Annotated in this window: 27 protein-coding genes; 7 read left to right on the plus strand and 20 right to left on the minus strand. The window is 39.4% G+C overall.

The genetic code is table 11. The features are described from left to right. Nucleotides 1-8 precede the first annotated feature (8 nt). The 12 genes from spoIIAB to F4694_RS07775 all read right to left on the minus strand — a co-directional run bounded on the left by spoIIAB (nt 9) and on the right by F4694_RS07775 (nt 10,192). Nucleotides 9-449, minus strand: coding sequence for an anti-sigma F factor (gene spoIIAB / locus F4694_RS07720; protein WP_034677305.1), 441 nt, complete (start codon nt 447-449; stop codon nt 9-11). 1 nt (nt 450) lies between these two features. Continuing rightward, nucleotides 451-801: an anti-sigma F factor antagonist gene (gene spoIIAA / locus F4694_RS07725; protein ID WP_179596526.1), complete on the minus strand. Its 351-nt coding sequence runs from the start codon at nt 799-801 to the stop codon at nt 451-453. Between the two features lie 163 nt (nt 802-964). Then, nucleotides 965-2,134, minus strand: coding sequence for a D-alanyl-D-alanine carboxypeptidase family protein (locus F4694_RS07730; protein WP_179596528.1), 1,170 nt, complete (start codon nt 2,132-2,134; stop codon nt 965-967). A 125-nt stretch (nt 2,135-2,259) separates the two neighbouring features. After that, nucleotides 2,260-3,564 carry a pyrimidine-nucleoside phosphorylase gene (locus F4694_RS07735; protein WP_179596530.1) on the minus strand — a complete coding sequence of 435 codons (1,305 nt, stop codon included), beginning with the start codon at nt 3,562-3,564 and terminating at the stop codon, nt 2,260-2,262. Nucleotides 3,565-3,586: 22 nt separating this feature from the next. After that, nucleotides 3,587-4,408, minus strand: coding sequence for a purine-nucleoside phosphorylase (locus tag F4694_RS07740; RefSeq protein WP_179596532.1), 822 nt, complete (start codon nt 4,406-4,408; stop codon nt 3,587-3,589). 13 nt (nt 4,409-4,421) lie between these two features. After that, nucleotides 4,422-5,606: a phosphopentomutase gene (gene deoB / locus F4694_RS07745; protein WP_179596534.1), complete on the minus strand. Its 1,185-nt coding sequence runs from the start codon at nt 5,604-5,606 to the stop codon at nt 4,422-4,424. A 216-nt stretch (nt 5,607-5,822) separates the two neighbouring features. After that, nucleotides 5,823-6,749 (minus strand): site-specific tyrosine recombinase XerD, encoded by a 927-nt coding sequence (gene xerD / locus F4694_RS07750; RefSeq protein WP_179596536.1) that lies wholly within the window; start codon nt 6,747-6,749, stop codon nt 5,823-5,825. A gap of 5 nt (nt 6,750-6,754) precedes the next feature. Continuing rightward, nucleotides 6,755-6,982, minus strand: a complete 228-nt coding sequence (locus F4694_RS07755; RefSeq protein WP_179596538.1) for a YqzK family protein — start codon at nt 6,980-6,982, stop codon at nt 6,755-6,757. Between the two features lie 148 nt (nt 6,983-7,130). Beyond that, a complete protein-coding gene (gene fur, locus F4694_RS07760) occupies nt 7,131-7,595 on the minus strand; it encodes a ferric iron uptake transcriptional regulator (protein WP_179596540.1) in 465 nt (154 codons plus the stop codon). A 110-nt stretch (nt 7,596-7,705) separates the two neighbouring features. Then, on the minus strand, nt 7,706-8,350 hold the full coding sequence (gene spoIIM, locus F4694_RS07765; RefSeq protein WP_179596542.1) for a stage II sporulation protein M: 645 nt from the start codon (nt 8,348-8,350) through the stop codon (nt 7,706-7,708). 127 nt (nt 8,351-8,477) lie between these two features. Further along, nucleotides 8,478-9,641 (minus strand): endonuclease Q family protein, encoded by a 1,164-nt coding sequence (locus tag F4694_RS07770; RefSeq protein ID WP_179596544.1) that lies wholly within the window; start codon nt 9,639-9,641, stop codon nt 8,478-8,480. Then, nucleotides 9,638-10,192 (minus strand): NUDIX hydrolase, encoded by a 555-nt coding sequence (locus F4694_RS07775; RefSeq protein ID WP_179596546.1) that lies wholly within the window; start codon nt 10,190-10,192, stop codon nt 9,638-9,640. Before F4694_RS07775 ends, F4694_RS07770 begins: the two co-directional genes overlap by 4 nt. Nucleotides 10,193-10,264: 72 nt before the next feature. On the opposite strand from F4694_RS07775, the gene mciZ reads away from it, so the two are divergent. Further along, nucleotides 10,265-10,396 carry a Z-ring formation inhibitor MciZ gene (mciZ, locus tag F4694_RS07780; protein ID WP_179596548.1) on the plus strand — a complete coding sequence of 44 codons (132 nt, stop codon included), beginning with the start codon at nt 10,265-10,267 and terminating at the stop codon, nt 10,394-10,396. A 63-nt stretch (nt 10,397-10,459) separates the two neighbouring features. Continuing rightward, nucleotides 10,460-11,371, plus strand: coding sequence for an aldo/keto reductase (locus F4694_RS07785; protein ID WP_179596550.1), 912 nt, complete (start codon nt 10,460-10,462; stop codon nt 11,369-11,371). Nucleotides 11,372-11,393: 22 nt separating this feature from the next. On the opposite strand, the gene F4694_RS07790 is transcribed toward F4694_RS07785, so the two are convergent. The 4 genes from F4694_RS07790 to F4694_RS07805 all read right to left on the minus strand — a co-directional run bounded on the left by F4694_RS07790 (nt 11,394) and on the right by F4694_RS07805 (nt 14,574). Next, the gene (locus F4694_RS07790) at nt 11,394-11,648 is read right to left on the minus strand and encodes a YqkE family protein (protein WP_179596552.1); all 255 of its coding nucleotides are present in this window, start codon (nt 11,646-11,648) and stop codon (nt 11,394-11,396) included. A gap of 343 nt (nt 11,649-11,991) precedes the next feature. Then, a complete protein-coding gene (locus tag F4694_RS07795; protein ID WP_179596554.1) occupies nt 11,992-12,648 on the minus strand; it encodes a CoA transferase subunit B in 657 nt (218 codons plus the stop codon). 21 nt (nt 12,649-12,669) lie between these two features. Next, complete coding sequence (locus tag F4694_RS07800; protein ID WP_179596556.1) at nt 12,670-13,359, minus strand: CoA transferase subunit A; 690 nt, start codon at nt 13,357-13,359, stop codon at nt 12,670-12,672. Between the two features lie 27 nt (nt 13,360-13,386). Then, entirely contained in the window at nt 13,387-14,574 is a 1,188-nt protein-coding gene (locus F4694_RS07805; protein ID WP_179596558.1) for an acetyl-CoA C-acetyltransferase, read from the minus strand. 190 nt (nt 14,575-14,764) lie between these two features. Here F4694_RS07805 and F4694_RS07810 point away from each other — a divergent pair, with 190 nt between their 5' ends. From F4694_RS07810 to F4694_RS07820, 3 genes are all read left to right on the plus strand, one after another. Further along, the gene (locus F4694_RS07810) at nt 14,765-14,905 is read left to right on the plus strand and encodes a hypothetical protein (RefSeq protein WP_179596560.1); all 141 of its coding nucleotides are present in this window, start codon (nt 14,765-14,767) and stop codon (nt 14,903-14,905) included. Nucleotides 14,906-15,053: 148 nt separating this feature from the next. Beyond that, nucleotides 15,054-15,965 (plus strand): alpha/beta hydrolase, encoded by a 912-nt coding sequence (locus F4694_RS07815; protein WP_308806319.1) that lies wholly within the window; start codon nt 15,054-15,056, stop codon nt 15,963-15,965. 160 nt (nt 15,966-16,125) lie between these two features. Continuing rightward, a complete protein-coding gene (locus F4694_RS07820) occupies nt 16,126-16,332 on the plus strand; it encodes a CDGSH iron-sulfur domain-containing protein (RefSeq protein ID WP_179596561.1) in 207 nt (68 codons plus the stop codon). A gap of 51 nt (nt 16,333-16,383) precedes the next feature. Here the strand turns inward: F4694_RS07820 and F4694_RS07825 are convergent, their stop codons facing one another. Both F4694_RS07825 and F4694_RS07830 read right to left on the minus strand, forming a co-directional pair. Then, entirely contained in the window at nt 16,384-16,878 is a 495-nt protein-coding gene (locus F4694_RS07825) for a DinB family protein (RefSeq protein WP_179596563.1), read from the minus strand. 77 nt (nt 16,879-16,955) lie between these two features. Continuing rightward, nucleotides 16,956-18,149 (minus strand): FAD-dependent monooxygenase, encoded by a 1,194-nt coding sequence (locus tag F4694_RS07830; protein WP_179596565.1) that lies wholly within the window; start codon nt 18,147-18,149, stop codon nt 16,956-16,958. A gap of 294 nt (nt 18,150-18,443) precedes the next feature. Here F4694_RS07830 and F4694_RS07835 point away from each other — a divergent pair, with 294 nt between their 5' ends. Together F4694_RS07835 and F4694_RS07840 are read left to right on the plus strand one after the other, a co-directional pair. After that, complete coding sequence (locus F4694_RS07835; RefSeq protein ID WP_179596567.1) at nt 18,444-19,394, plus strand: fumarylacetoacetate hydrolase family protein; 951 nt, start codon at nt 18,444-18,446, stop codon at nt 19,392-19,394. 81 nt (nt 19,395-19,475) lie between these two features. Beyond that, nucleotides 19,476-20,600, plus strand: coding sequence for a cupin domain-containing protein (locus tag F4694_RS07840; protein WP_179596569.1), 1,125 nt, complete (start codon nt 19,476-19,478; stop codon nt 20,598-20,600). A gap of 74 nt (nt 20,601-20,674) precedes the next feature. Here F4694_RS07840 and F4694_RS07845 read toward each other — a convergent pair whose 3' ends face one another. Next, the gene (locus tag F4694_RS07845) at nt 20,675-21,004 is read right to left on the minus strand and encodes a YolD-like family protein (RefSeq protein ID WP_179596571.1); all 330 of its coding nucleotides are present in this window, start codon (nt 21,002-21,004) and stop codon (nt 20,675-20,677) included. A 26-nt stretch (nt 21,005-21,030) separates the two neighbouring features. Continuing rightward, nucleotides 21,031-22,290, minus strand: a complete 1,260-nt coding sequence (locus F4694_RS07850; protein WP_179596573.1) for a Y-family DNA polymerase — start codon at nt 22,288-22,290, stop codon at nt 21,031-21,033. Nucleotides 22,291-22,443 lie beyond the last annotated feature (153 nt).

Here is a 22,443-nt window from a genome sequence, read left to right on the forward strand (position 1 = left end):
AAGTCTCCTTAATTGCATAGCATTTTGCTTGTGTGTAAATGCTTTTTTAGTCTTACTTCGGTTCCTTTACCTGGCTGTGTGAGAACCTCAACCTCATCCATGAAATTTTCCATGATAGTGAATCCCATACCAGACCTTTCTAAATCTGGCTTCGTTGTAAATAATGGCTGTCGAGCTTCCTCCACATCTACAATTCCTAATCCGACATCTTTAATGGAAATATCCACTAAATTGTCCTCAATTGTTACCTGGATATAAACAATTCCATCTGGGTCATTTTCATAACCATGGATAATGGAGTTGGTTACTGCTTCAGATACAACGGTTTTAATTTCAGTCAGTTCATCCATCGTAGGGTCAAGCTGTGCAATAAAAGCAGCAACCGTGACACGAGCAAATGATTCATTTTGACTTAATGCACTGAATTGAAGATTCATCTGATTCTTCATCTCAGGCCACCCCCAATCTTTGCAATGCAAACTCTTCAGTCGGTTCTAGCTTGATAATCTTAAACATCCCCGACATATCGAATAATCGTTGTATTGCAGGGGAAATTGCACAAACGACCATTTCACCATGCACCTGCTTTATTTGCTTGTACCGCCCTAAAATGACTCCTAATCCAGAGCTATCCATAAAAGAAAGCTGTTCTAGATTTAAAACTATATGACGGATATTATTCTTTTCTATTGCATTAGCTGCCTGTTCTCGTAATTCGTCGGCTGTATGATGATCTAGTTCACCACTTAAACGCAGCAATAAAACGTCATGTTTTATTTCCATTTCAATGTTAAGACTCACTATTCCTAGCCTCCTTCATCTGGTATAGTGAGTCAATTCGTTACCGTTAGAGCAATCTCCTTCTCTCAAGACAAAACTAGTTGATATTTGCTAAAAAAAGTTGGAATTCGACACGAAAAGCGGAAACGCCCCTAGGCGCTGCAGTTAGACACAAAACCATTTGTTACTTGCCTGCTTTTGTGAACATTCCAAATGAACGTTTATAGAGAGTCCACCAAGTGGCTTCTTTTACGTCGTTTTTGGCAACCAATTCACTTTCAAGGACCACTTTCCCTTCCTTTACAAACTGGATGGTTCCAACCTTATCTCCTTTATTAATAGGGGCGTTAAGGTTTTTATCTAGTTTCACTTTACGTGTTACATCCTCAGTCTTCTCGCCTTTTTTAGTAAGTAAAGAAAGTGGTTCGCTTGTTACTGCCTCAACTTTTTTGTCTTTCCCCTTATTAACATGAGCATCACCAATCACTTGGTTTCTCTTAAACATCGGGTGTGTTTGATACTGGGCAAACGCATAATTTAGCATTTTTGTAACTTGAGCATTTCTCTCCTTCGAAGTCGGTGCCCCAAAGACAACAGCAATGACACGCATACCATCCTTTTGTGCCGTTGCAGTTAAGCAATACTTTGCTTCACCAGTAAAACCTGTTTTTAGACCGTCTACACCTGGGTAAAAACGAACGAGTTTATTGGTATTAACAAGCCAAAACTTTTTATCTGTATTTTCACGAAGATAAGCTTCATACATTCCCGTAAACTTTGTGATGTCCTCATATTTTAATAGTTCTTTGGCCATAACTGCCATATCGTGTGCGGAACTATAATGACCACTTCCTGGAAGGCCAGTAGTATTTTTAAAAACGGTATTCTTTAAACCAAGTTCTTTTACTTTGTTATTCATCATGTCAACAAATGCCTCTTCTGATCCGGCAATTTTCTCCGCCATCGCAACAGAAGCATCATTTCCCGAACCAATTGCAATGCCTTGAAGCATTTGTTTTACGGTCATTTCTTCACCTGGTTCAAGGAAAATTTGCGAGCCGCCCATTGACGCAGCATACTCACTTGTTCGGACACTTTCATCCCATTTGAGTTTTCCTTGGTCAATTGCTTCCATAATAAGCAGCATGGTCATGATTTTCGTCATACTCGCAGGTGGAAGCTCCTCATTACTATTTTTTTCATAAAGAATCTGACCAGTATCACGCTCAATTAAAATCGCAGATCTTACATTTTCTGTGATATCAGTACTCGCTTTTTCTTCTGCAGATACGGATGGTATCCATAAACTTGTTAGTAACAAGACTATTACCAGTAAAGAGATATATCGTTTCATTCGCATAACCCTCCATTCTTTATATAGATTCCATTTTTTCCAATTCCAACAACTTTATACAGTATTTTCCTGTTAATAAAATAAAAAAAGTCCAGGATTTTTTCCTGAACTTTTACTAATTCGTTTTATTCTGTTATTTCTTCATGAATGAGTATTGGTGCCTCTACTTTTTCTGAAGAAACGATGATATTTTCATAAAGCATTTCTTTTACTTCACTTACATCTTCAAAATTACTATAAATGGTTACTAACGATTCACCTTTTTTCACTTGATCGCCAATTTTCTTTCTTAAAACAAGTCCTACAGCTAAATCAATTACAGACTCTTTTGTCGCTCTTCCAGCTCCTAATTTCATTGCAGCTGTTCCCACTTCATCCGCAACAATTTCTGAGACATATCCATCTTGCTTTGCTTCTAACTCGAATGTAAATTGTGCTTGCGGAAGTTTAGCTGGGTCATCTACAATGGACGCGTCTCCACCTTGTGAGCTTAGGAAGACCTTAAACTTTTCAAGTGCAGAGCCATCTTTAATAACATTTTCAAGCATAGTGCGTGCTTCGGCCAATGAACTTGCCTTTTCAGCTAAGTAAACCATGTGACTGCCAAGAGTTAAACAAAGTTCGGTCAAGTCCTCTGGACCTTCACCCTTTAAGGTATCAATCGCTTCCTTCACTTCAAGTGCATTTCCGATCGCAAACCCGAGCGGCTGACTCATGTCAGAGATAACAGCCATCGTTCTTCTACCAACATTATTTCCGATACTCACCATTGCCTTCGCAAGTTCTCTTGAGTCATCAATTGTCTTCATGAATGCACCTGCACCCGTTTTTACATCTAGAACGATGGCATCAGCACCTGCAGCAATCTTTTTGCTCATGATTGAACCTGCGATTAGCGGGATACTATTAACGGTTGCTGTTACATCTCTTAACGCATATAACTTTTTATCAGCAGGAGTTAAGTTGCCACTTTGCCCAATGACAGCAATCTTGTTTTTATTCACCAGTTCAATAAATTCCTGGTTCTCAATTTCAACGTGGAATCCTTTTACTGCCTCTAATTTGTCGATGGTTCCGCCAGTATGTCCTAGACCTCGTCCTGACATTTTCGCAACTGGAACCCCCAATGCGGCAACGAGCGGTCCAAGAACTAATGTTGTTGTATCTCCAACCCCGCCGGTTGAATGCTTATCCACTTTTATTCCTTCGATTTGTGATAAATCAATTTGATCGCCTGATTCAACCATAGCCATGGTTAAATCTGCTCTTTCTTTTTCTGTCATCCCTTGGAAAAAGATTGCCATCGTTAAGGCACTAACCTGATAATCTGGTATGGAACCATCTGTGTATCCATTTATAATAAACTTTATTTCTTCAGCAGTTAGTTCTTCCCCGTCTCTCTTCTTCTCAATTAAGTCAACCATTCTCATACTAATCACCACTTTTACAAGATTATTTAGCTATACTTTTAACAATTTCTTTTATATATAATAGAAAATTGGCTTTTACTCTTTCTGTTGTTTCAATAACTTCCTCATGTGATAATGGCTGGTCTAGGATACCTGCAGCCATATTCGTAATACAAGAAATTCCAAGGACCTTCATCCCTCCATGTCGTGCCACGATCACTTCAGGGACTGTTGACATACCAACAGCGTCTCCACCTAATGTTCTGACCATTCTAATTTCTGCCGGGGTTTCATAAACTGGTCCAGAAAATCCGAAGTATACGCCTTCTTTAACTTTTATATTTAAGCGGGCTGCAACCTCTTTCGCTGCACCCCTCAATTCTTTTGTATAGGCTTCCGACATATCGGGGAAACGAGGACCAAATTTTGAATCATTTGGACCTATTAAAGGATTCGTGCCTGTAAAATTAATATGATCATTAATAATCATTAAATCTCCTGCTTGAAAGCTTTCATTAACCCCGCCAGCTGCATTCGTTACAATTAACATGTCCACACCTAGTTCCTTCATCACACGTACAGGGAAGGTTACTTTGTCCATACCATAACCTTCATAAAAATGGAAACGACCTTGCATTGCAACGACTTCGACACCCTCTAAAATACCAAACACAAGCTGCCCAGCATGACCTTCAACAGTCGAAATCGGGAAATCAGGTATCTCGTTGTATGGTATCTTAACAGGACCCTCAATTTCATCAGCTAGAACACCAAGACCAGAGCCTAAGATAAGTCCGATTTTTGGTGTATTTGAATATTTTTCTTTTAAAAAGCCTGCTGCATTTTGAATCTTTTCGATATTCATATTCATACCCCTTTTAATTTAGTTCATTTAAAAAACTTTTACCGAAGTTAGGCATTTTGACTTTAAAGTTTTCTGCAACAGTTGCCCCAATGTCAGCAAACGTTTCTCTTATTGGAAGTTCTTTGCCTTCTGACATCATTTTAGAGTAGACAATTAATGGGACATATTCACGTGTATGATCCGTTCCAGGAGCTGTCGGGTCATTACCGTGGTCGGCTGTAATAATTAACAAATCATCCTCTTTTAATTTTGCAAACACTTCAGGTAAGCGGGCATCGTATTCTTCTAGTGCTTTCCCGTAGCCTCCTGGATCACGGCGATGTCCATAAAGGGCATCAAAGTCAACTAAATTCAAGAAACTCATCCCTGTGAAATCCATATCCAATGTCTGTACAAGCTTATCCATACCGTCCATATTTGAGATTGTCCTTAGAGATTGGGTAACTCCTTCTCCATCATAAATATCAGAGATTTTACCAATAGCAATGACATCTAATCCAGCATCTTTCATCTCATTCATGACCGTTCTATCAAACGGTTTTAATGCATAGTCATGACGATTAGCTGTCCGCTTAAAATTACCCGGTTCACCCAAGAATGGACGAGCAATCACGCGGCCAACCATGTATTTTTCATCAAGCGTTAACTCACGAGCAATTTTACATATTTTATATTGCTCTTCAATTGGAATAATTTCTTCATGTGCAGCAATTTGAAGTACTGAGTCTGCGGAAGTGTAGACAATCAATGCTCCTGTTTTCATATGTTCTTCCCCAAGCTCATCGAGAATTTCTGTTCCACTAGCAGGTTTATTACCGATTATTTTTCTTCCCGTACGTTGTACTAATTCAGAAAGAAGTTCATCTGGAAATCCATCTGGGAAAACACGGAAAGGTGTTTGAATATTCAACCCCATAATTTCCCAATGACCTGTCATCGTGTCTTTTCCATTCGAAGCTTCCATCATTTTTGTATAATATGCTACCGGTTTATCAGCCTTATTGATCCCTTTTATTTCACGGATATTGCTTAAACCTAACCTGCCCATGTTAGGCATGTTTAGACCGTTCATTTTTTCCGCAATATGCCCAAGGGTATCTGCCCCTTTATCTCCAAACTTCTCTGCGTCAGGTGATTCACCAATTCCAACAGAGTCCATTACAATTAAAAAAATACGCTTATATGTATTTCGAGTCATTCAAGTCTTCCTCCTTTTTCTATACCATGAAAACGTTTGTAATTAATAAAAATAGATTACCCTTATTAAAATAGGATTATTAACCAATTTTAAAAATGTAATGTCAGAAGTCTGACCTCTTTATTTTACTAAACAATAATAAAATTACAAGAAAAAGCTGCCAATAATTTAGGCAGCTTTTCGACACTTTTAAATATTTATGTATCTAGTATCCTATTAAGCTCTAGGATGGAATTTGCTATATACATCCATTAACCTTGTCTTCGTTAGGTGTGTATATATCTGCGTCGTAGAGATATCAGCATGTCCTAGCAGCTCTTGAACAGCTTTTAGGTCGGCACCATTTTCCAATAGATGCGTCGCAAACGAATGTCGAAGTGTATTCGGAGTTAATTCACTCTCAATACCAGCCTCTTTAGCTAGCTTTTTTAGGATTTTCCAAAATCCTTGACGAGTCAATCTCTTTCCTTGATGGTTTAAAAACAATGCACGATCAGAGTGATTTTCCTGTAGAAAATTCACAGAGCTCTTTCCATGTTTTGAAATAAAATTTGTTCTGCCCTTATCAATGTAATTCTTTAGTGCTCCTGCCGCCGTTTTCCCAATTGGTATGATTCGTTCTTTATTACTATTACCGCTGACGGTGACAAACCCCATCGTTATATTTACATGCTCTACATCGATTTGAATAAGTTCACTGACACGAATACCAGTAGCATAAAGCAGCTCTAACATTGCTTTGTCCCTTAAACCAAAATGCCCTTGCCCAGTGGGGAAATCTAAAAGTTTTTCAACTTCTTTAAAGCTTAAAACCTTTGGAATTGACCTCTCTAATTTAGGGGTTTCGATTAGAACAGAAGGATCGTGACTCGCTGCCTGTTCCCTTAATAGAAACTGATGAAAAGCTCGGATTGAAGCAACGTGTCTAGCCAATGTCTTTGTGGATTTACCTTGCTCCTTTAAAAAGGAAAGAAAATGTAAAATGTGCGGCCGTTGGACTTGACTAAATGCTGCAACAGCTTCTACATTTTTTAAATAGTGAAGATACGTTTTTAAATCCCGTTCATATGATAGCAGCGTATTCTGGGCCACTCTCTTCTCGACGAGCAAAAACTGCATAAATTTTTTTAAATAATCATCCATTGATACTACTCCCCATTTAAGTAAAACAAAATCAGCCGGTCCAGCCAAATCGGATTCTCATCTTTATTTAATGTTGAAACCTTTAAGGCGGATCCTTCCGGTGAATCATAACGGTGATAATTTTGGTACTCCTCATTTACCCACATAATACCATAGTAAAAGAGTATCGTACATCCAGTGAATATGATAAAAACCTTTAAGGTTTGTAGTACTACTTTAATAAAAGAGAACATTTACCTTCCCCCAAACAGTTTAGCCTAGTAAAAGATATGCCAATTTGTCCAACTTTTATACCTAGAGTTACTATTTTGGAGAAATTTAATTATATTAGAGTTTGTTAGACAGAAAAAAAGTCCTTTAACATTAAAGGACTTTTGGCTATTATTCTGCAGTTTCTTCAGCTTTAACCTTATCTTGGCAGCGATAGCAGATACCATGAAACGTAAGGCGGTGGTCTTTTATTTTAAAATTCCATCTTCGTTCAACGACGGCTTCGACATCTTCAAGAAGATCTTCTTGGATTTCATCCACCGCTCCGCATTCAATGCAAACTAGGTGATGATGAAAATGTGCTGCCCCTTCTTGGCGAAGGTCATAACGCGAAACTCCATCACCAAAGTTAATTTTATCAACAATTTTTAATTCAGTTAGTAATTCAAGTGTACGATATACAGTTGCCAATCCGATTTCAGGCGACTTTTCCTTAACGAGGAGGTATACATCTTCTGCACTTAAATGATCCTCTTCATGCTCTAACAATACTCGAACGGTTGCTTCACGTTGAGGTGTTAGCTTATAGCTCGATGAATGCAACTGCTTTTTAATTCTCTCAATCCTAGTCTCCATCCCGAAGTCCCTCCCTCGCCGCTGCTATTCTCATTATAACAGATGAGAAAGAGGTGTCAAAATAAAATTATTATAAACAAGAGATGATATTTAATGTTATATGATAATTACTATAAATTCAGCGATCCCATCATTGACTTCATCAGCAATGGTGAAACGTAAGCCTCTACACCAGAAGCCGCAGAAATAAGTATAACAGCTACTACAAAGGTTATGATGTAGTTTTTAAAAAATGGCAATATTGGCTGACCATAGGTTTTAAAGAATTGTTTTTTTATCATTCTCAATGAGAATATAACGGATAAAGCAGCCATCAAAATGAAAACGGGAATGATAATCAAATTTTGTGGCAGAATGGACACAAATGCAAGTAAAAATCCTTTAATGCCCAATTGACTAACTAAGAAACCAACCGTAAAGCCTACCACTAAACCTTTTATAAATAATAGAATAAGAATTACCGGAAGTCCGATGATTGAGATTCCTAAAATCCATATTAACCCAATGAACTTGCTATTATGAAGAAAGCTTTGTGCAAATAAATCATTGTTCTCAGCCACTTTTCCATTTAATATTTGACCAAAGAATTGTGATAGATAGTAAAACAAATCTTCTTTTTGGGTGATACTCATACTATTTACGACAATGGCTCCAAAGATGACACCCATTAAAAATAAAATAACAATAAATAAAAAAATTGAGGAATGCTCACGGAAATAACTGGCGGCATCGTTCTGGTACAATCGTTTCTTCATCTGCAGTCCCTCCTACTTCTCCTAATCAGTTATTACATTTTATGCCTCTCTAGTATTTCTATGACCATAATTTAATAGAATTACTATAAAAAGAAAAACCCGACTTTTTATTTGTCGGGTTTGTTCATTACTCTGAAATTTTTCCGTATTTTCCGCCTCCGCCGGCTGCCAAAGTCACTTTTCCTTCTCTAGCTTTCATTATCAGATCAGCAATTTTGGACGGGACGACTTCGTTCAAAGCTTGAAAGGGAACTTCATGCAGAATTGCCATTTCTGAACCAAAATGATTGACGAGCTTTTCTAGTAGCTTTGGTCCCAATCCCGGTATATATTCTAGTGGAATTTGATGGACATAAGGAGGACGCCCTTCAGGACTTTGATCTGCTGTCTTCAACTCAAGAATTCGGTCTGCTACCCCTTTTATAATCTTATTTTTTCCGCAAAGGGTGCAAATTTGGTCTTCCTCGCCTGCTGGATGAGAACATTCTGCACAGACGGTTTTATGATACTTACCTAGTAGCGGGTCTAATCCATAGTTGGCTATGATACGTCTTCCTTCAACATTCCGTAATGCCATTCCCAATTCTTTAAAAGAGGGTTCTTTCATTGATACAACCTGATACTCACGGGCAATTTTTGCTAAGGAATGGGCATCTGAATTAGTCAAAAAGGGATATTCGTGTAGTTCTTTGATCTGGTCTGCCATCATTGTGTCAGAACTTAAACCAAGCTCAATTCCATCAATGAATGCTGGGTCAAATACTTCAGTTAACGATTTATTGACTCCTTTACCATATAGGCTTTTAAAGGGCGTAAACACATGGGCCGGAATAAATAAGCCGCCTAGTTCTTTTGCTTTTCTTTGCAATTGGAGACCTGATACATAAATCCGCTGCGAACTTAATTGGACATTTTTTAAATGACCAGACAGCCAAATAGAGAACTTCCTCATGATCGCAATCGTAGGAAAAAACACAAGCACATGTATCGGACCATTACATTGTTTATCATAAATTTCTAATTCCGAACCTGGAATTACTGTTAAATCACCGTATACTAAGCCGCCATCACGATGTTCAATCATATCCCCACTTGAAACGAGGCTTTCCATTTCAAGGATTACTTCTGGTGAGTGGCTGTCAATAATACCAATCATATTCAGCCCTTTTTCATGCCGGGCATGCTCAATGATATTGGTAAACGTTAATGATTTAGCACCTGTTATTTTTACAGGCTTGCCTGTCCAGGTTCTTCCGATATGAATATGTAAATCTACATAATAGCGTTTCATTTATTACCTAATGCCTCTTGTAGCTGAAGGTATTGAACGGCATAGGTGGTTTTTGCATCATAAATTTTTTGTTCCTTTATATATTTAATCGCTTCATCAAGTGTTATTTCCTCAACGTTCACAAACTCATCTTCATCAAGTGCCGCGGCATTTTCTTTCTTGGTTAGTCCTTTTGCCACAAATAGATGTACGATTTCATCTGCAAATCCTGGAGAAGTATAAAAAGAGACAAGCAGCTCCAAACTTTCACATTCATATCCTGTCTCTTCCTCTAACTCCCTTCGTGCACAGAGAGCTGGCTCTTCGTCCTTTTCTAACTTTCCTGCAGGTATCTCAACGATTGTCCGTTCAAGTGCTTTACGAAATTGCTCAACCATAACAATTTTTTTATCATCAGTAATTGCCAAAATAGCAACGGCACCTGGGTGTTTAATGATTTCTCTTTTTGACTGTTTTCCATTCGGCAGCTCAACATCCTGAAGATGAAGGCTAATAATTTTTCCTGAAAATATTTCTTCGCTATGTATCGTTTTTTCAATTAGATTAGTCACCTGTGTCACTCCTGTTCTAATTCGCTATGTGCTGCTCATACATTTTACCATACATTATTTGGAGGGGTATGGATGAAGGTATACGTGCATACTAAGGGAATTATTCTCGTTGGCAAGGGCTGGGAGATTCTCCAAAAGCTAAAAGAATACAATAAGGAACATTCCACCGTTGCTGAATGGGTAGAAAAAGTCGCTCCAAAATAATCTTTCCGTTTGTAGTCTTCCCCGGACTTTCGTAAAATTATAGTAAAGGACGGGGTGATTGTATTGAAAAAAAGAAAACTAGGAAATTCTAGCTTATGGGTTACTGAATTAGGCTTGGGCTGCATGTCGATTGGCACAGAGGAAAAAAGAGCGCGAGAGATTATTGAGACTGCCTTGGACGAGGGAATCAATTATTTTGATACTGCTGATTTGTATGATTTTGGAGAGAACGAAAAAATCGTTGGGACTGCTCTAAAGGATGTACGTGAAAAAGTCATTATTGCAACAAAGGTTGGAAACCGCTGGAATCCTGATAAAACAGGATGGGCTTGGGATCCGTCCAAATCGTACATAAAGGAAGCAGTCAAACAAAGTTTGAAACGACTTGGGACAGACTATATCGATTTATACCAGCTTCATGGCGGCACAATCGAAGATAAGATTGATGAGACAATAGAAGCTTTTGACGAATTAAAGTCGGAGGGCTTTATCCGCTATTATGGAATTTCATCGATTCGTCCAAATGTCATCCGTGAGTATGTAAAGAAATCCCATATTGTTTCTGTCATGATGCAATATAGTATTTTAGATAGACGACCGGAAGAAGAGGCATTGCCATATCTGTATGAGCATGGAATCAGTGTAGTAACCCGTGGTCCTTTAGCAAAAGGGCTGTTAAGTGATAAAATGCTAGAAAAAATTTCTCCAAAAGGGTATCCAGACTATAGTCAGGAAGAGCTGCTTAAAGCGTTACCCTCATTGAAGGAAAAACTGGCTGCACAACGCTCTTTTACAGAAATTGCTCTTCAATATAATTTGGCGCACCCTGCCGTGGCCACAGTAGCCGCGGGAGCCAGCAGTCCGGAACAAGTCAGAAGCAATGCCAGTGCGGTGAGAAGCCAAGAGCTGACCGAAGAAGAAGTTACATTGATTAAAGAGATTTCAAAAGCCGGGCAATTTAAAGAACATCGTTAAAAAGGAGAGCCGCTTGGCTCTCCTATTTAAATTCCTTCCAGTTCATGCCGCTTTCGTTTAGCAGCTCCTCAAACGATTTATTCTTATCTTTTAAACGGCGTTCCTCGCGTTTACGTTGTTCTTCTTCTGCTCGTTTACGCTCCTCTTTGGCCTTTAACTGCTCCTGTTGTTCTTTTAATTGCTTTATTAATTCCGGATTAATCATATCTTTAAGCGTAACTGACACTTCTTCTTTTTTTGGTTTAGATTGATTTTTTTGTTTCGATTTCTTTTTCATCCTAAACTCCCCCAAAAATCTTTATTTCATATGTATTATAGCATTATTTTTAATAGAAGGCTGTGTTAACCTAGGCTGTTGATTTGCGCTCCACTAAGGAAAGCTTCTTTGAATAATCACCGCAGTGACAGGCGGTCTTTGCCTGTCACGAGGCGCTATGCTTTCCGCGGGCTCGCCCGTGAGCCTCCTCGGTCGTTCCGACCTGCGGGGTCTCACTCAGCTCGTTCATCCCGCAGGAGTCAAGCGCCTTCCCCTCCAATCAACAGGTTCTTAAATCAACATTATCCTTTAACACAGCCAATAGAAAAAGCAGGCTGTTATGCTACTCAGCCCGCCATACTTTTTAATAAGCTTCTAGAACCACGTTTTCGTCCACTGCTAGTGTTGCCTCTGTTGAGTTAACTACATCTTCGACTGTAAACCCTTTTGCAACCTCAACCAATTTTAAACCGCTGTCCGTTACATCCATCACTGCACGTTCAGTAATAATTCGGTTAACCACACCTTTTCCGGTTAAAGGAAGGGTGCATTCTTTTAAGATTTTTGATTCACCGCGCTTGTTCACATGCTCCATGATGACAATGATTTTTTGCGCTCCATGGACAAGATCCATGGCACCGCCCATTCCTTTTATCATTTTACCTGGTATCATCCAGTTCGCAAGGTCTCCTTTCTCAGAAACCTCCATTCCGCCAAGGATAGCAATGTTGATGTGACCGCCGCGTATCATGGCGAATGATTCTGCACTATCAAAGTAAGAAGCACCACTAATTGCAGTAACCGTCTCTTTTCCTGCATTGATTAAATCCGGGTCTACTTCTTCCTCCGTTGGATATGGACCAATACCCAGCAGTCCATTTTCCGATTGCAGAACCACCTGCTTATTATCTGATATATAATTCGCAACCAGCGTCGGCATCCCGATTCCTAAATTCACATAATAACCGTTTTCGATTTCTTTCTCTGCCCTTATTGCAATTCTTTCTCTAACAGAGACCATCGGCACTCTCCCCCTCCACCTCTATTTTCTAACTGTCAATCTTTCAATTCTTTTTTCCTGCTTACCTTCAATAATCATTTGAACATAAACGCTAGGAGTATGGATAAAATTCGGGTCGAGTTCTCCAATTTCACAGAGTGTCTCCACTTCGGCAATTGTTACTTTTCCTGCTGCCGCTATCATCGGATTAAAGTTTCGTGCTGTTTTATGGTAAACAAGATTCCCCATCTTGTCTCCCTTCCATGCGCGAACAAAACTAAAATCAGTAGTCAATGCTTCCTCTAGCAGATACTCTCTGCCATTAAAAACTTTTGTTTCCTTGCCATCAGCAATCGGCGTTCCCACCCCTGCAGGAGTGTAAAAGGCCGGTATACCAGCTCCGCCTGCTCTTATCTTTTCAGCTAATGTACCTTGTGGTGTCAGCTCTACTTCAAGTTCCCCTGCTAAAACCTGTCTTTCAAACTCTTTATTCTCTCCCACATAGGATCCTATCATTTTTTTAATTTGTTTATTTTTTAAAAGTGGACCCAGTCCCCAATCATCGATTCCACAGTTATTAGAGATAACCGTTAAATCCTTTACGCCCTTATCAACCAGTGCTTGAATTAGATTTTCAGGTATTCCGCACAAACCGAAACCACCGACCATCAACGTCGCTCCATCTTGAATATCTGCGACTGCTTCCTGGAAGGATGTACCAATCTTCTTCATCGTGCTCTTTCTCCCCTCATTGTAGGCTTAAGCTAGCTCAACGACTGTTGCTACCCCTTGTCCGCCGCCAATACAAAGTGTTGCGAGTCCCTTCTTTGCATTCCGTCTTTTCATTTCATGAATTAGCGTAACGAGAATCCTTGCACCGCTTGCACCGATTGGATGACCGAGTGCAATCGCCCCGCCATTTACATTTAAAATTTCTTTATTAAAATGAAGTTCACGATCAACAGCCAGGGACTGTGCCGCAAATGCCTCATTTGCTTCTATTAATTCTAGCTCTTCCATCGAAATGGACGTTTTTTCGAGAACCTTTTTTACTGCAGGAACCGGTCCGATTCCCATAATGCTAGGATCAACACCTGCACTGGCATTCCCTTTAATCGTTACTAAAGGCTTAATTCCCAATTCTTCTGCTTTTTTCCTGCTCATTACGACCACCACTGCTGCACCATCATTAATACCAGATGCATTTCCAGCTGTTACACTGCCGTCTTTTTTGAATGCTGGACGTAATCCTCCGAGCTTTTCAGCTGTTGTTCCTTTTTTCGGATACTCATCTGTATCAAAAACAATCGGATCTCCTTTACGCTGCTTCAGTACGACAGGGACGATTTCATCTTTAAATTTACCTGCTTCAATTGCCTTAACCGCCTTCTCCTGACTCCATGCTGAAAACTGGTCCTGTTCTTCTCTCGTAATGGAATATTTATCAGCTAAGTTTTCAGCTGTAACTCCCATATGATAGTGGTTAAAAATGCAGGTAAGTCCGTCACTTGTTAAAGTATCGATTAATTTTTGATCACCCATTTTAAATCCTTCACGGGCATTTTTTAATAGATAAGGTGCCTGGCTCATATTCTCCATTCCACCAGCAACAACAATCTCAGCATCTCCTGCTAGAATTGCCTGTGTTGCTAGGTGAACCGCCTTTAAACCAGAACCGCATACCTTATTGATTGTCATTGAGGAAACGCTATCAGGAATGCCTGCTCCAATTGCGGCCTGTCTAGCTGGATTCTGACCAAGTCCTGCTTGAAGTACATTTCCTAAAATAACTTCGTCTACTTGCTCCGGCTTTACGCCAGCTTGTTCAAGCGCTCCTTTGATGACCATGGCGCCTAATTCAGGTGCGGATACATTTTTTAAGCTTCCGTTAAAATTACCTAGTGCTGTACGAACTGCACTTACAATTACTACATCTGTTTGATTCATTTTTTTCCTCTCCTTTTAGCACTTTTACCTTTACTACTTCGAGTGCGAAGACAGAAAACCCTCTTATTTTGTCAAAATTTCTATTATTCTTGAATTTTAAATTTAGCACCTCTACAATAAAGATATGAATAAACAGACTCCTATATAAGCACTTTATTAAATGAATCCATTCGAAGGGAGTCTAACGATTATGAGTCAAAAACGTGATAAGGGTTACAGCCAAAAAGGTAAGGATTATGCAGAATCCGCCGGTACAGGTAAACGAATGATTGCTGCTGAAGAAATAGAAAAAGCAACTCATCCTACGAAAAGACAAAATGCTGAGCAATAAGAAATGCAGAAGCGCCTTACCCAAAGGCGACAGGCATAAATAAATTTATTAAGCCGCTAAATGGAGTTAGCGGCTTTTCCTATGTTAGAATAAAAGCCAACATTAATTACCAAATAATTACTACTATTGAACCTTTGGAGGTGTACTTGTGCGAAAGGCGTTGCGAGCTCTTCTAATTTCATTCTTGATTACATTTTCTTTAGGTTTTTACTTTACAAATAGGCTTATATATATGAAAAAGAAAGATGAACAATTTATCCTAAAGCGGGAAAAGGAAGCGGGCAGATTCAATCCCGAGCATTTCGAATCACTGCCTAAGCGAGAGGTAATCATTGATTCACCTTTTGGCTATCCCATTAAAGCTCTACTGGTAGAACCACACGATTCCAATCGCTATGTCATTATTTCCCATGGAGTAACGGAAACAAAAATTAATTCGATAAAATATATGAATCTTTTCTTAGAGCGTGGATTTAATGCGATGATTTATGACCATCGCAGACACGGTGAATCAGGTGGAAAGACAACCAGCTTCGGTCATTATGAAAAATTCGATCTAAAGGCAATTATTGATTGGTTAAAAAAAGAGAAGGGAACGACACTTACGCTCGGTATTCATGGGGAATCGATGGGAGCGGCTACAATGCTGCTCTATGCTGGAATGCTTGAAGATGGTGCTGATTTTTATATAGCAGACTGTCCGTTCTCTGACTTGAAAGAGCAAGTATCGTATCAACTAAAAAAAGAATTAAAGAATGTCTCAACCATTTTAATACCCATAGCTGATTTAATTTTGCGCCTTCGTGAAAAATATTCGATTCGTCACGTCTCGCCCATATCGGTTATTGAAAATATCAAACATCCCATTTTATTTATTCACAGCGAAAACGATGATTTTATTCTTCCTGCCATGACAAAGGAATTATATGAAAAAAAACGAGGTCCGAAAATGCTTTATGTTGCTACAAACGGCCGTCATGCTCAGTCATTTAATGAGAATCCTGAAGAATATCGAACTGTCATAGACAAATTTTTGCAAAAATATGTTGAGAAAGCTTAATCGAAGTAATTTTTGGGTATATATTACCTAAATATGATAATATATCTATCTGCTTTTCATAAAACAGACTATCCAAATGGGCCAGTCTCCATTTGAGAACATTCGCTTTTTTCTTTTGTTCACTATATTCTGAAAAATATACTTAAAAGGAGTGTCAGGGATGTCAAAAGTACAAATTAAAGTAAATGATAATGGTTCACTGCGGATTACTGGTGAGGTAGAATTGCTAGATGGTGCGGGCAATGTCATGGAAACGAAGCCGGCTTTTTCTCTTTGCCGCTGCGGGCTTTCCAACAACAAACCTTTTTGTGATGGTTCTCATAAAGGGAAATTTGACTCTCAAGTGCGAGTTGCAAAAGAAGAGTAGTATATTCTATAGAAAAAGGACTCCCGGTAATGGAGTCCTTTTTCTGATCAATTATTGAATTTTTTCTAAATGTCGTACAAGCTGTCCGTAATGACCAGTTACATGCTTAACGATTAAATGGTCGACTAAGAATGATAACGGTTTTCCGTCAAAGTTTGGATTATAACTTGGAGCGGTTTTTACCAAGTCCTCCTCAGTAACCTTTACAAGTGCCGCCTCTACCTTCGGAACTAAGTTTTGTAGTTTTGTTATCACATCATCTTTGTTAAGAAGAGATACAACGGTTTCATCCACTGCAGCCAAACGGCGCACATGTTCATGATTACGTCCCCATTTTGCACCTGGAACCACTAACAATGCTTCTAAATCAGCAACCCAAAACTCTACAGCTTCTAAAACATGAGAAACAATTTGCATTGCGGACCATTCTGCTTCAGAGGGTTTAACATAAAGTGCAGCCTCATCGGTTTTTTTCAATACCGCTGCAATATCATCTATACTCTTTTTAAATAATTCTAATTTTTCATTCAGTAATGCCGTTGCCATCTTTTACGTCCTCCTTCAATTCACTTCATACATAAATTTAAAAAATGCGTTAGAGCCAGCTCTAACGCGTTTTTTAATTAGCAATTTACACGTTCATAATTTTTCTTGAAATAGCCATATAGGAAATCAACAACATTGTAATCAGTTGGTTTGTGATGTTCGAAAATAAAGTTGCGAAGTGCAAGAGCAGTTGGATCCTCTGCATGAATAATTTCGCCCCATCTGCGTGCTGATCCTTGTACCATTGCAGAGCGTGGGATTCGAATTTCCTGGTATACTTTAAATGCTTCCTCGTAGGATTTATGTTCTTTTAATTTCTCACCTAATACAAATGCATCTTCGAGGGCTTGAACGCCGCCTTGTGCTAAATATTGAAGCATGGCATGACCAGAATCTCCTAATAGCGTAATGTTGCCATTTGTCCAATTGTCGATTGGTTCACGGTCATACATTTGCCAGCGGAATTGACGGTTAATGTAAGTTAAAGCGTTTTCAACCCTTGGATGACAATTCTCAAAACGACGTGCCATTTCTTCTGGTGTTCCCCAGTCTTCTACAGTCGCATCATATGATTTAAATACGACTACTTGGTTGTAAAGCTCTCCGCGGCGAACTGGGTATTGTACCATGTGCAGGTTTGGTCCAATCCACATGATGACATCGTCTAAGTCTAAGTTTGCTGTAGTAGCAACTTCTTCAATTGGAATCGTTCCACGGTAAGCTACATACGCAGAGTTTACTGGCTTATCATCAACTAGCTGCTTACGCATGTTTGATTTTACCCCATCGGCACCAACAACTGCTTCTGCAGTAAACGTTTCACCATTTTGGTTAACAATTGTTACAGTATCTCCATTTTGTTCTGCAGTTTGAATACATTGGTTGGTAAAGAATTTGATATTACTGCGTTTTTGACATGCTTCATAAAGTACTCTGTGCAGGTCGGAGCGATGTAATACGATGTATGGCTGGCCGAATTCTTTTTGGAACCCTTCTCCTAAATCAAGAGTTGCTAATTCTTTTGCAGTATAAACATCTTTTAGGACAAGGCGTTTTGGTACTACCGCATGTTTTAAGATTTCTTCCTTTACACCTAAACGATCTAAAACCTCTAATGCATTTGGTGCTAACTGAATACCTGCACCTACTTCTCCAAATTCAGGTGCCTGCTCAAAAACCGCTACTGATTTACCCGTTCCTTGGATTGATAGTGCTGCCGCTAAACCACCAATTCCTCCACCTACTATAATGATGTCGCTTACATTAGTCATTGACATTTTCCCTCCAACTGGATTTTTTCCACAAATAGAGAACCCTGTTACCTATATTAAAACTCTAAATCATTTTTCACCAATTCGTCAACAAAAACTTTTAAAATTTAGAATATTTCTAGTAATCATTTTTTCTACTACTATCCAAAACCAACCAAAAATGGGGTCAAGTACTTCGATTTGCAAAATAAAATTCTGAAAACAAATAATATTGACAATCATTTCGAAATATTTTAATATTTTTATAAATAGTGAACTAGTTTCATAATTAGTGAAAAAATAAGGAGGCAAACCATGAAACTTATTAATTTTACTGTCGCTGGGCATACACGTGCAGGGGCAATCGTTGATAACAAAGTAGTCGACTTAAACTATGCTTACCAAGCACAGTTAAAGGCAGAAGGAAAATACCGATATGAGGCAATCGCAAAAGCGTATGTGCCGGATAATACCGACGAATTATACCAAGGTGGCAAAGAATCACTGAGTCTCGCTCAAAATGCAATCGATTTCATTCTCGCTAATCCTGAAAGCTTTGATAAAAAAGTGATTTACACTATTGAGGAAGTTAAAGTAGAAGCTCCAGTTCAGCGTCCAGGCAAAATTATTTGTGTTGGTCACAACTATCGTGAGCACATTTTAGAAATGGGGCGTGAAATCCCATCGAACCCAGTTATTTTCGCTAAATTCGCTAATACGATTTTAGGGCCAGAGGACGATATTCCACATTTCCCGATTTCTGATCAACTTGACTATGAGGCAGAATTTACGTTTGTTGTAGGTAAACAAGCTCGTAATGTTGCAAAAGAAGATGCATTAGATTATGTAGCAGGTTACACCATTACAAATGACGTAACCTATCGCGACATTCAACGACGCACGCTTCAATGGCTGCAAGGAAAAACAGTAGATGGCAGCGCACCAATGGGACCATATTTGGTAACCTCCGATGAACTGCAAAATCCATCTGGCTTAGATGTTGTCCTAAAAGTAAATGGTGAAGTACGTCAAAAAACGAATACTGCTAATCTAGTATTCTCTGTTCAAAAATTAGTAGCTTTCTTATCCAATTTAATGACGTTAGAGCCTGGAGATGTTGTCTTAACAGGTACTCCTGGAGGCGTTGGAGTGGCGATGAATCCTCCGCAATTCTTAAAAGATGGAGATGTCGTTCGCATTGAAATCGACCAAATTGGTGCACTTGAAAATAAAGTAAAGGCAACGGAAGCGGTAGTCACTGTTTAATTAGACATTGCAAGGGGTCAAGCAGCAAATAGGCTGTTCCCCTTTTCTCTATAAAATTTGAAGGGCAAAGGAGAATGTAAAATGGCTGAAGTAAATCCAGAAGTTCAAGAGTTTATGAAAAGTTCAGTTGTAACCGATTACACAAAAGATATTCAACAATACAACTTAGGACCTCTGTGGGAAGCAATTCCTACAATCATGCATAAAACGCCAAAGCCTCAAGCACAAGCTTATCTTTGGAGCGATGAATTAATCAAAAAGAAAATGGCTGAAGCAGCTCAAATCTTCACACCAGAACGAGGTGGAGAACGTCGTGCAATCTATTTCCAAAATCCTGGCTTAACCTATCGGGAACCTTGGGGATGGGGATCGACTACTCAAACGATTTATGCAGCGGTGCAAATGTTATTGCCTGGTGAAAAAGCACCATCTCACCGGCACTCACAAAGTGCACTACGCTTCATTTCTGAAGGGTCAGGAGCATATACAATTGTTCAAGGTGAGCGTATTTTCATGGAAGAAGGCGACTTTTTAATTACTCCAAAGAATTTATGGCATGGTCACGCCCATTTAGGGACAGAGCCTATGTATTGGATGGATGCCCTAGATATTCCTACTATTTACGCAATCGGCGGTACATTCTTTGAACCTTATGAGGATGGTTTACAGCAGCCAGATATTCCTGATAATTTTTCAGAAAGACGTTATCGCGGCGGCATGGTTCGTCCTGTTGGTGATGATAAATTCACCGTTGCTCCACTTGCTAATTATAAATGGGACCGTACGGTAGAAGGAATTAAAGGCTTGATGGAATTCGATCCAGACCCACATCATGGATATGCTGTAGAGTACATTAACCCATCTACAGGTAAATCTGCTAACCCGACACTCGGTACTAGAATGCAGCATTTACCACATGGTTTTAAAACAAAGGCATTACGCCATACACACTCAACTGTTTACCAGGTACACAAAGGTGCAGGTCACACAGTCATTAATGGCATTCGTTTCGATTGGAAAAAGGGTGACTACTTCGTTGTTCCAAACTGGGCTTGGTATGAACACTCTGCTTCAGAAGACTCTTATCTATTCTCGGTAAACGATTTACCTATTATGAACCGTTTCGATTTAGAACAAGAGCAATCGTTAGATGAAAATAACGGTCACCAAAAAGTTACTGGTGAATTTAAAGCAGATTTCAGATAAGGAAAGTTCACATCACTGCTGCTGTTTTCAACAATGGATTTAAAAAAAACGGCCTCCGATGTGAGGCCGCTTTTCTATGTCAATCGGATATCCGCAATGGATGAAATCGGGATGCGATGTACGTCTTCAAAGTGATCGACAATATGAAGCCTCCCAGTTATTTGGTCCCAACGGTGAATTTTTCCAATGACGATTTCATAATTTCGATTTCGATAATGAGTGATGGTAACCAATTGATCGAATTCAATTGCTTCAGATAAGGTCATATTCATAAGTTCGAGCTGCTGCTCATCGATTTGTTTCTGCTCTTCATACTGATCTTCCTTCACCCAGTCTCTAAGCAATTTAATATGCTCAGGAAGCATCATTGAAACCCATTTGATTCTTCCTCGGTCGCGAATCATTTCATTCTCCTCCTTACTCTTACTTCTTATCTTTTATGTCCCCCAACCAGCGTAGCTCGATGTTTTGCTGTTCCAGCAGCTGTATAGGAAACAGCCCGCAGCAGCGAACCTGAACCAAAGCGTCTGCGGATAGAATCAACTACGTAGCCAAGCTCCCGCCGCTTTACCGCACCCATGTCAAACAGGTCGAGCTGAAACTCATGATCATCGACGATATTTCCAATACTAATAGCAATTTGCCTTACGGTCTTTCCTGTATAATGTTCGTGGAATAATTCGAGACAGACTCGGTAAAGATCCATCGTTACATTCGTTGGCTGCTTGATGGTTCTTGAGCGGTGAAAGCCGCCGCCGAGTTCATCCTGGCTATAGCCAATGCTAAGGCTGATTGTTCTCCCAGCCTTATGGCGAGATCTCGCTCTTCGGGCTACTTCTTCACACATTTCTAAAATTACATGCTTTATCTCTTCTTCTTCCTTATAATCTCTTAAAAGAATTTGGCTTTTTCCGAAGCTGATTTGCCCCTCAACCAGGGGTGCTCCTAAGTCTGAAAGGTCTACTCCCCAAGCATGATGATAAAGCTGATTGCCCATGATTCCGAATTTCTTTTCCAGTGCTTCTAAATCATAGCGAGCCAGCTGGCCAACCGTAAAAATGCCCATCCCATTTAGGGTTTTTTCAACGCGCCTGCCGATTCCCCACATTTCTCTTAGCGGTGAAACCTTCCAAAGCTTATTCTGGACGTCCTCGTACTTCCATTCCGCAATTCCATGCTTCTTTGCTTCAAGATCGAGGCAAAGCTTTGACAGTAACATATTCGGGCCTATTCCGACCGCACAGGGAAGCTGGAACTCACGTTCAATATCATTCTTAATTTTCTCTGCAATCGTAAAGGCGTCCCCCCATAAATGAAGTGCCCCATCCACCTTGATAAAACTTTCATCAACGCTATACGTGTGAATGGCTTCCTTTGGTACATAACGATTAAATACGCGGGTGATTTCAGTAGAAATACGCAAATAAGTTGCCATTTTGGGCTCGACTACTTGAATGCGGGGATCATCGGGAATCTCAAATAGTCTGGAACCTGTTTTAATTCCAAATTCTTTCTTCAAACGTGGTGATGCCGCTAGCACAACACTTCCATTCCGTTCTTTGTTACCGGCCACAGCTAGATAGCAAGTTAAGGGATCAAGACCATGCATGACAGCGGAACAGCTGGCGTAAAAGCTCTTCATGTCGACGCATAATATATGATTGTGTGGTAACGTGCTGTAATCGACCATGACTTTTTCCCTCCATTTAAACATCGAACATCTGTTCCTTATATTATATACATATATTACGCGAATATGCGTTCGCATTCAATGGGAATTTTTTGACATATTTCATGGTTTTGGTTATTTTTCTTGAGGAAAAAACGATATAATTTGTGAGTG

The sequence above is a fragment of the Neobacillus driksii genome (assembly GCF_013409995.1).
Classification (GTDB): Bacteria; Bacillota; Bacilli; order Bacillales; family Cytobacillaceae; genus Neobacillus; species Neobacillus driksii.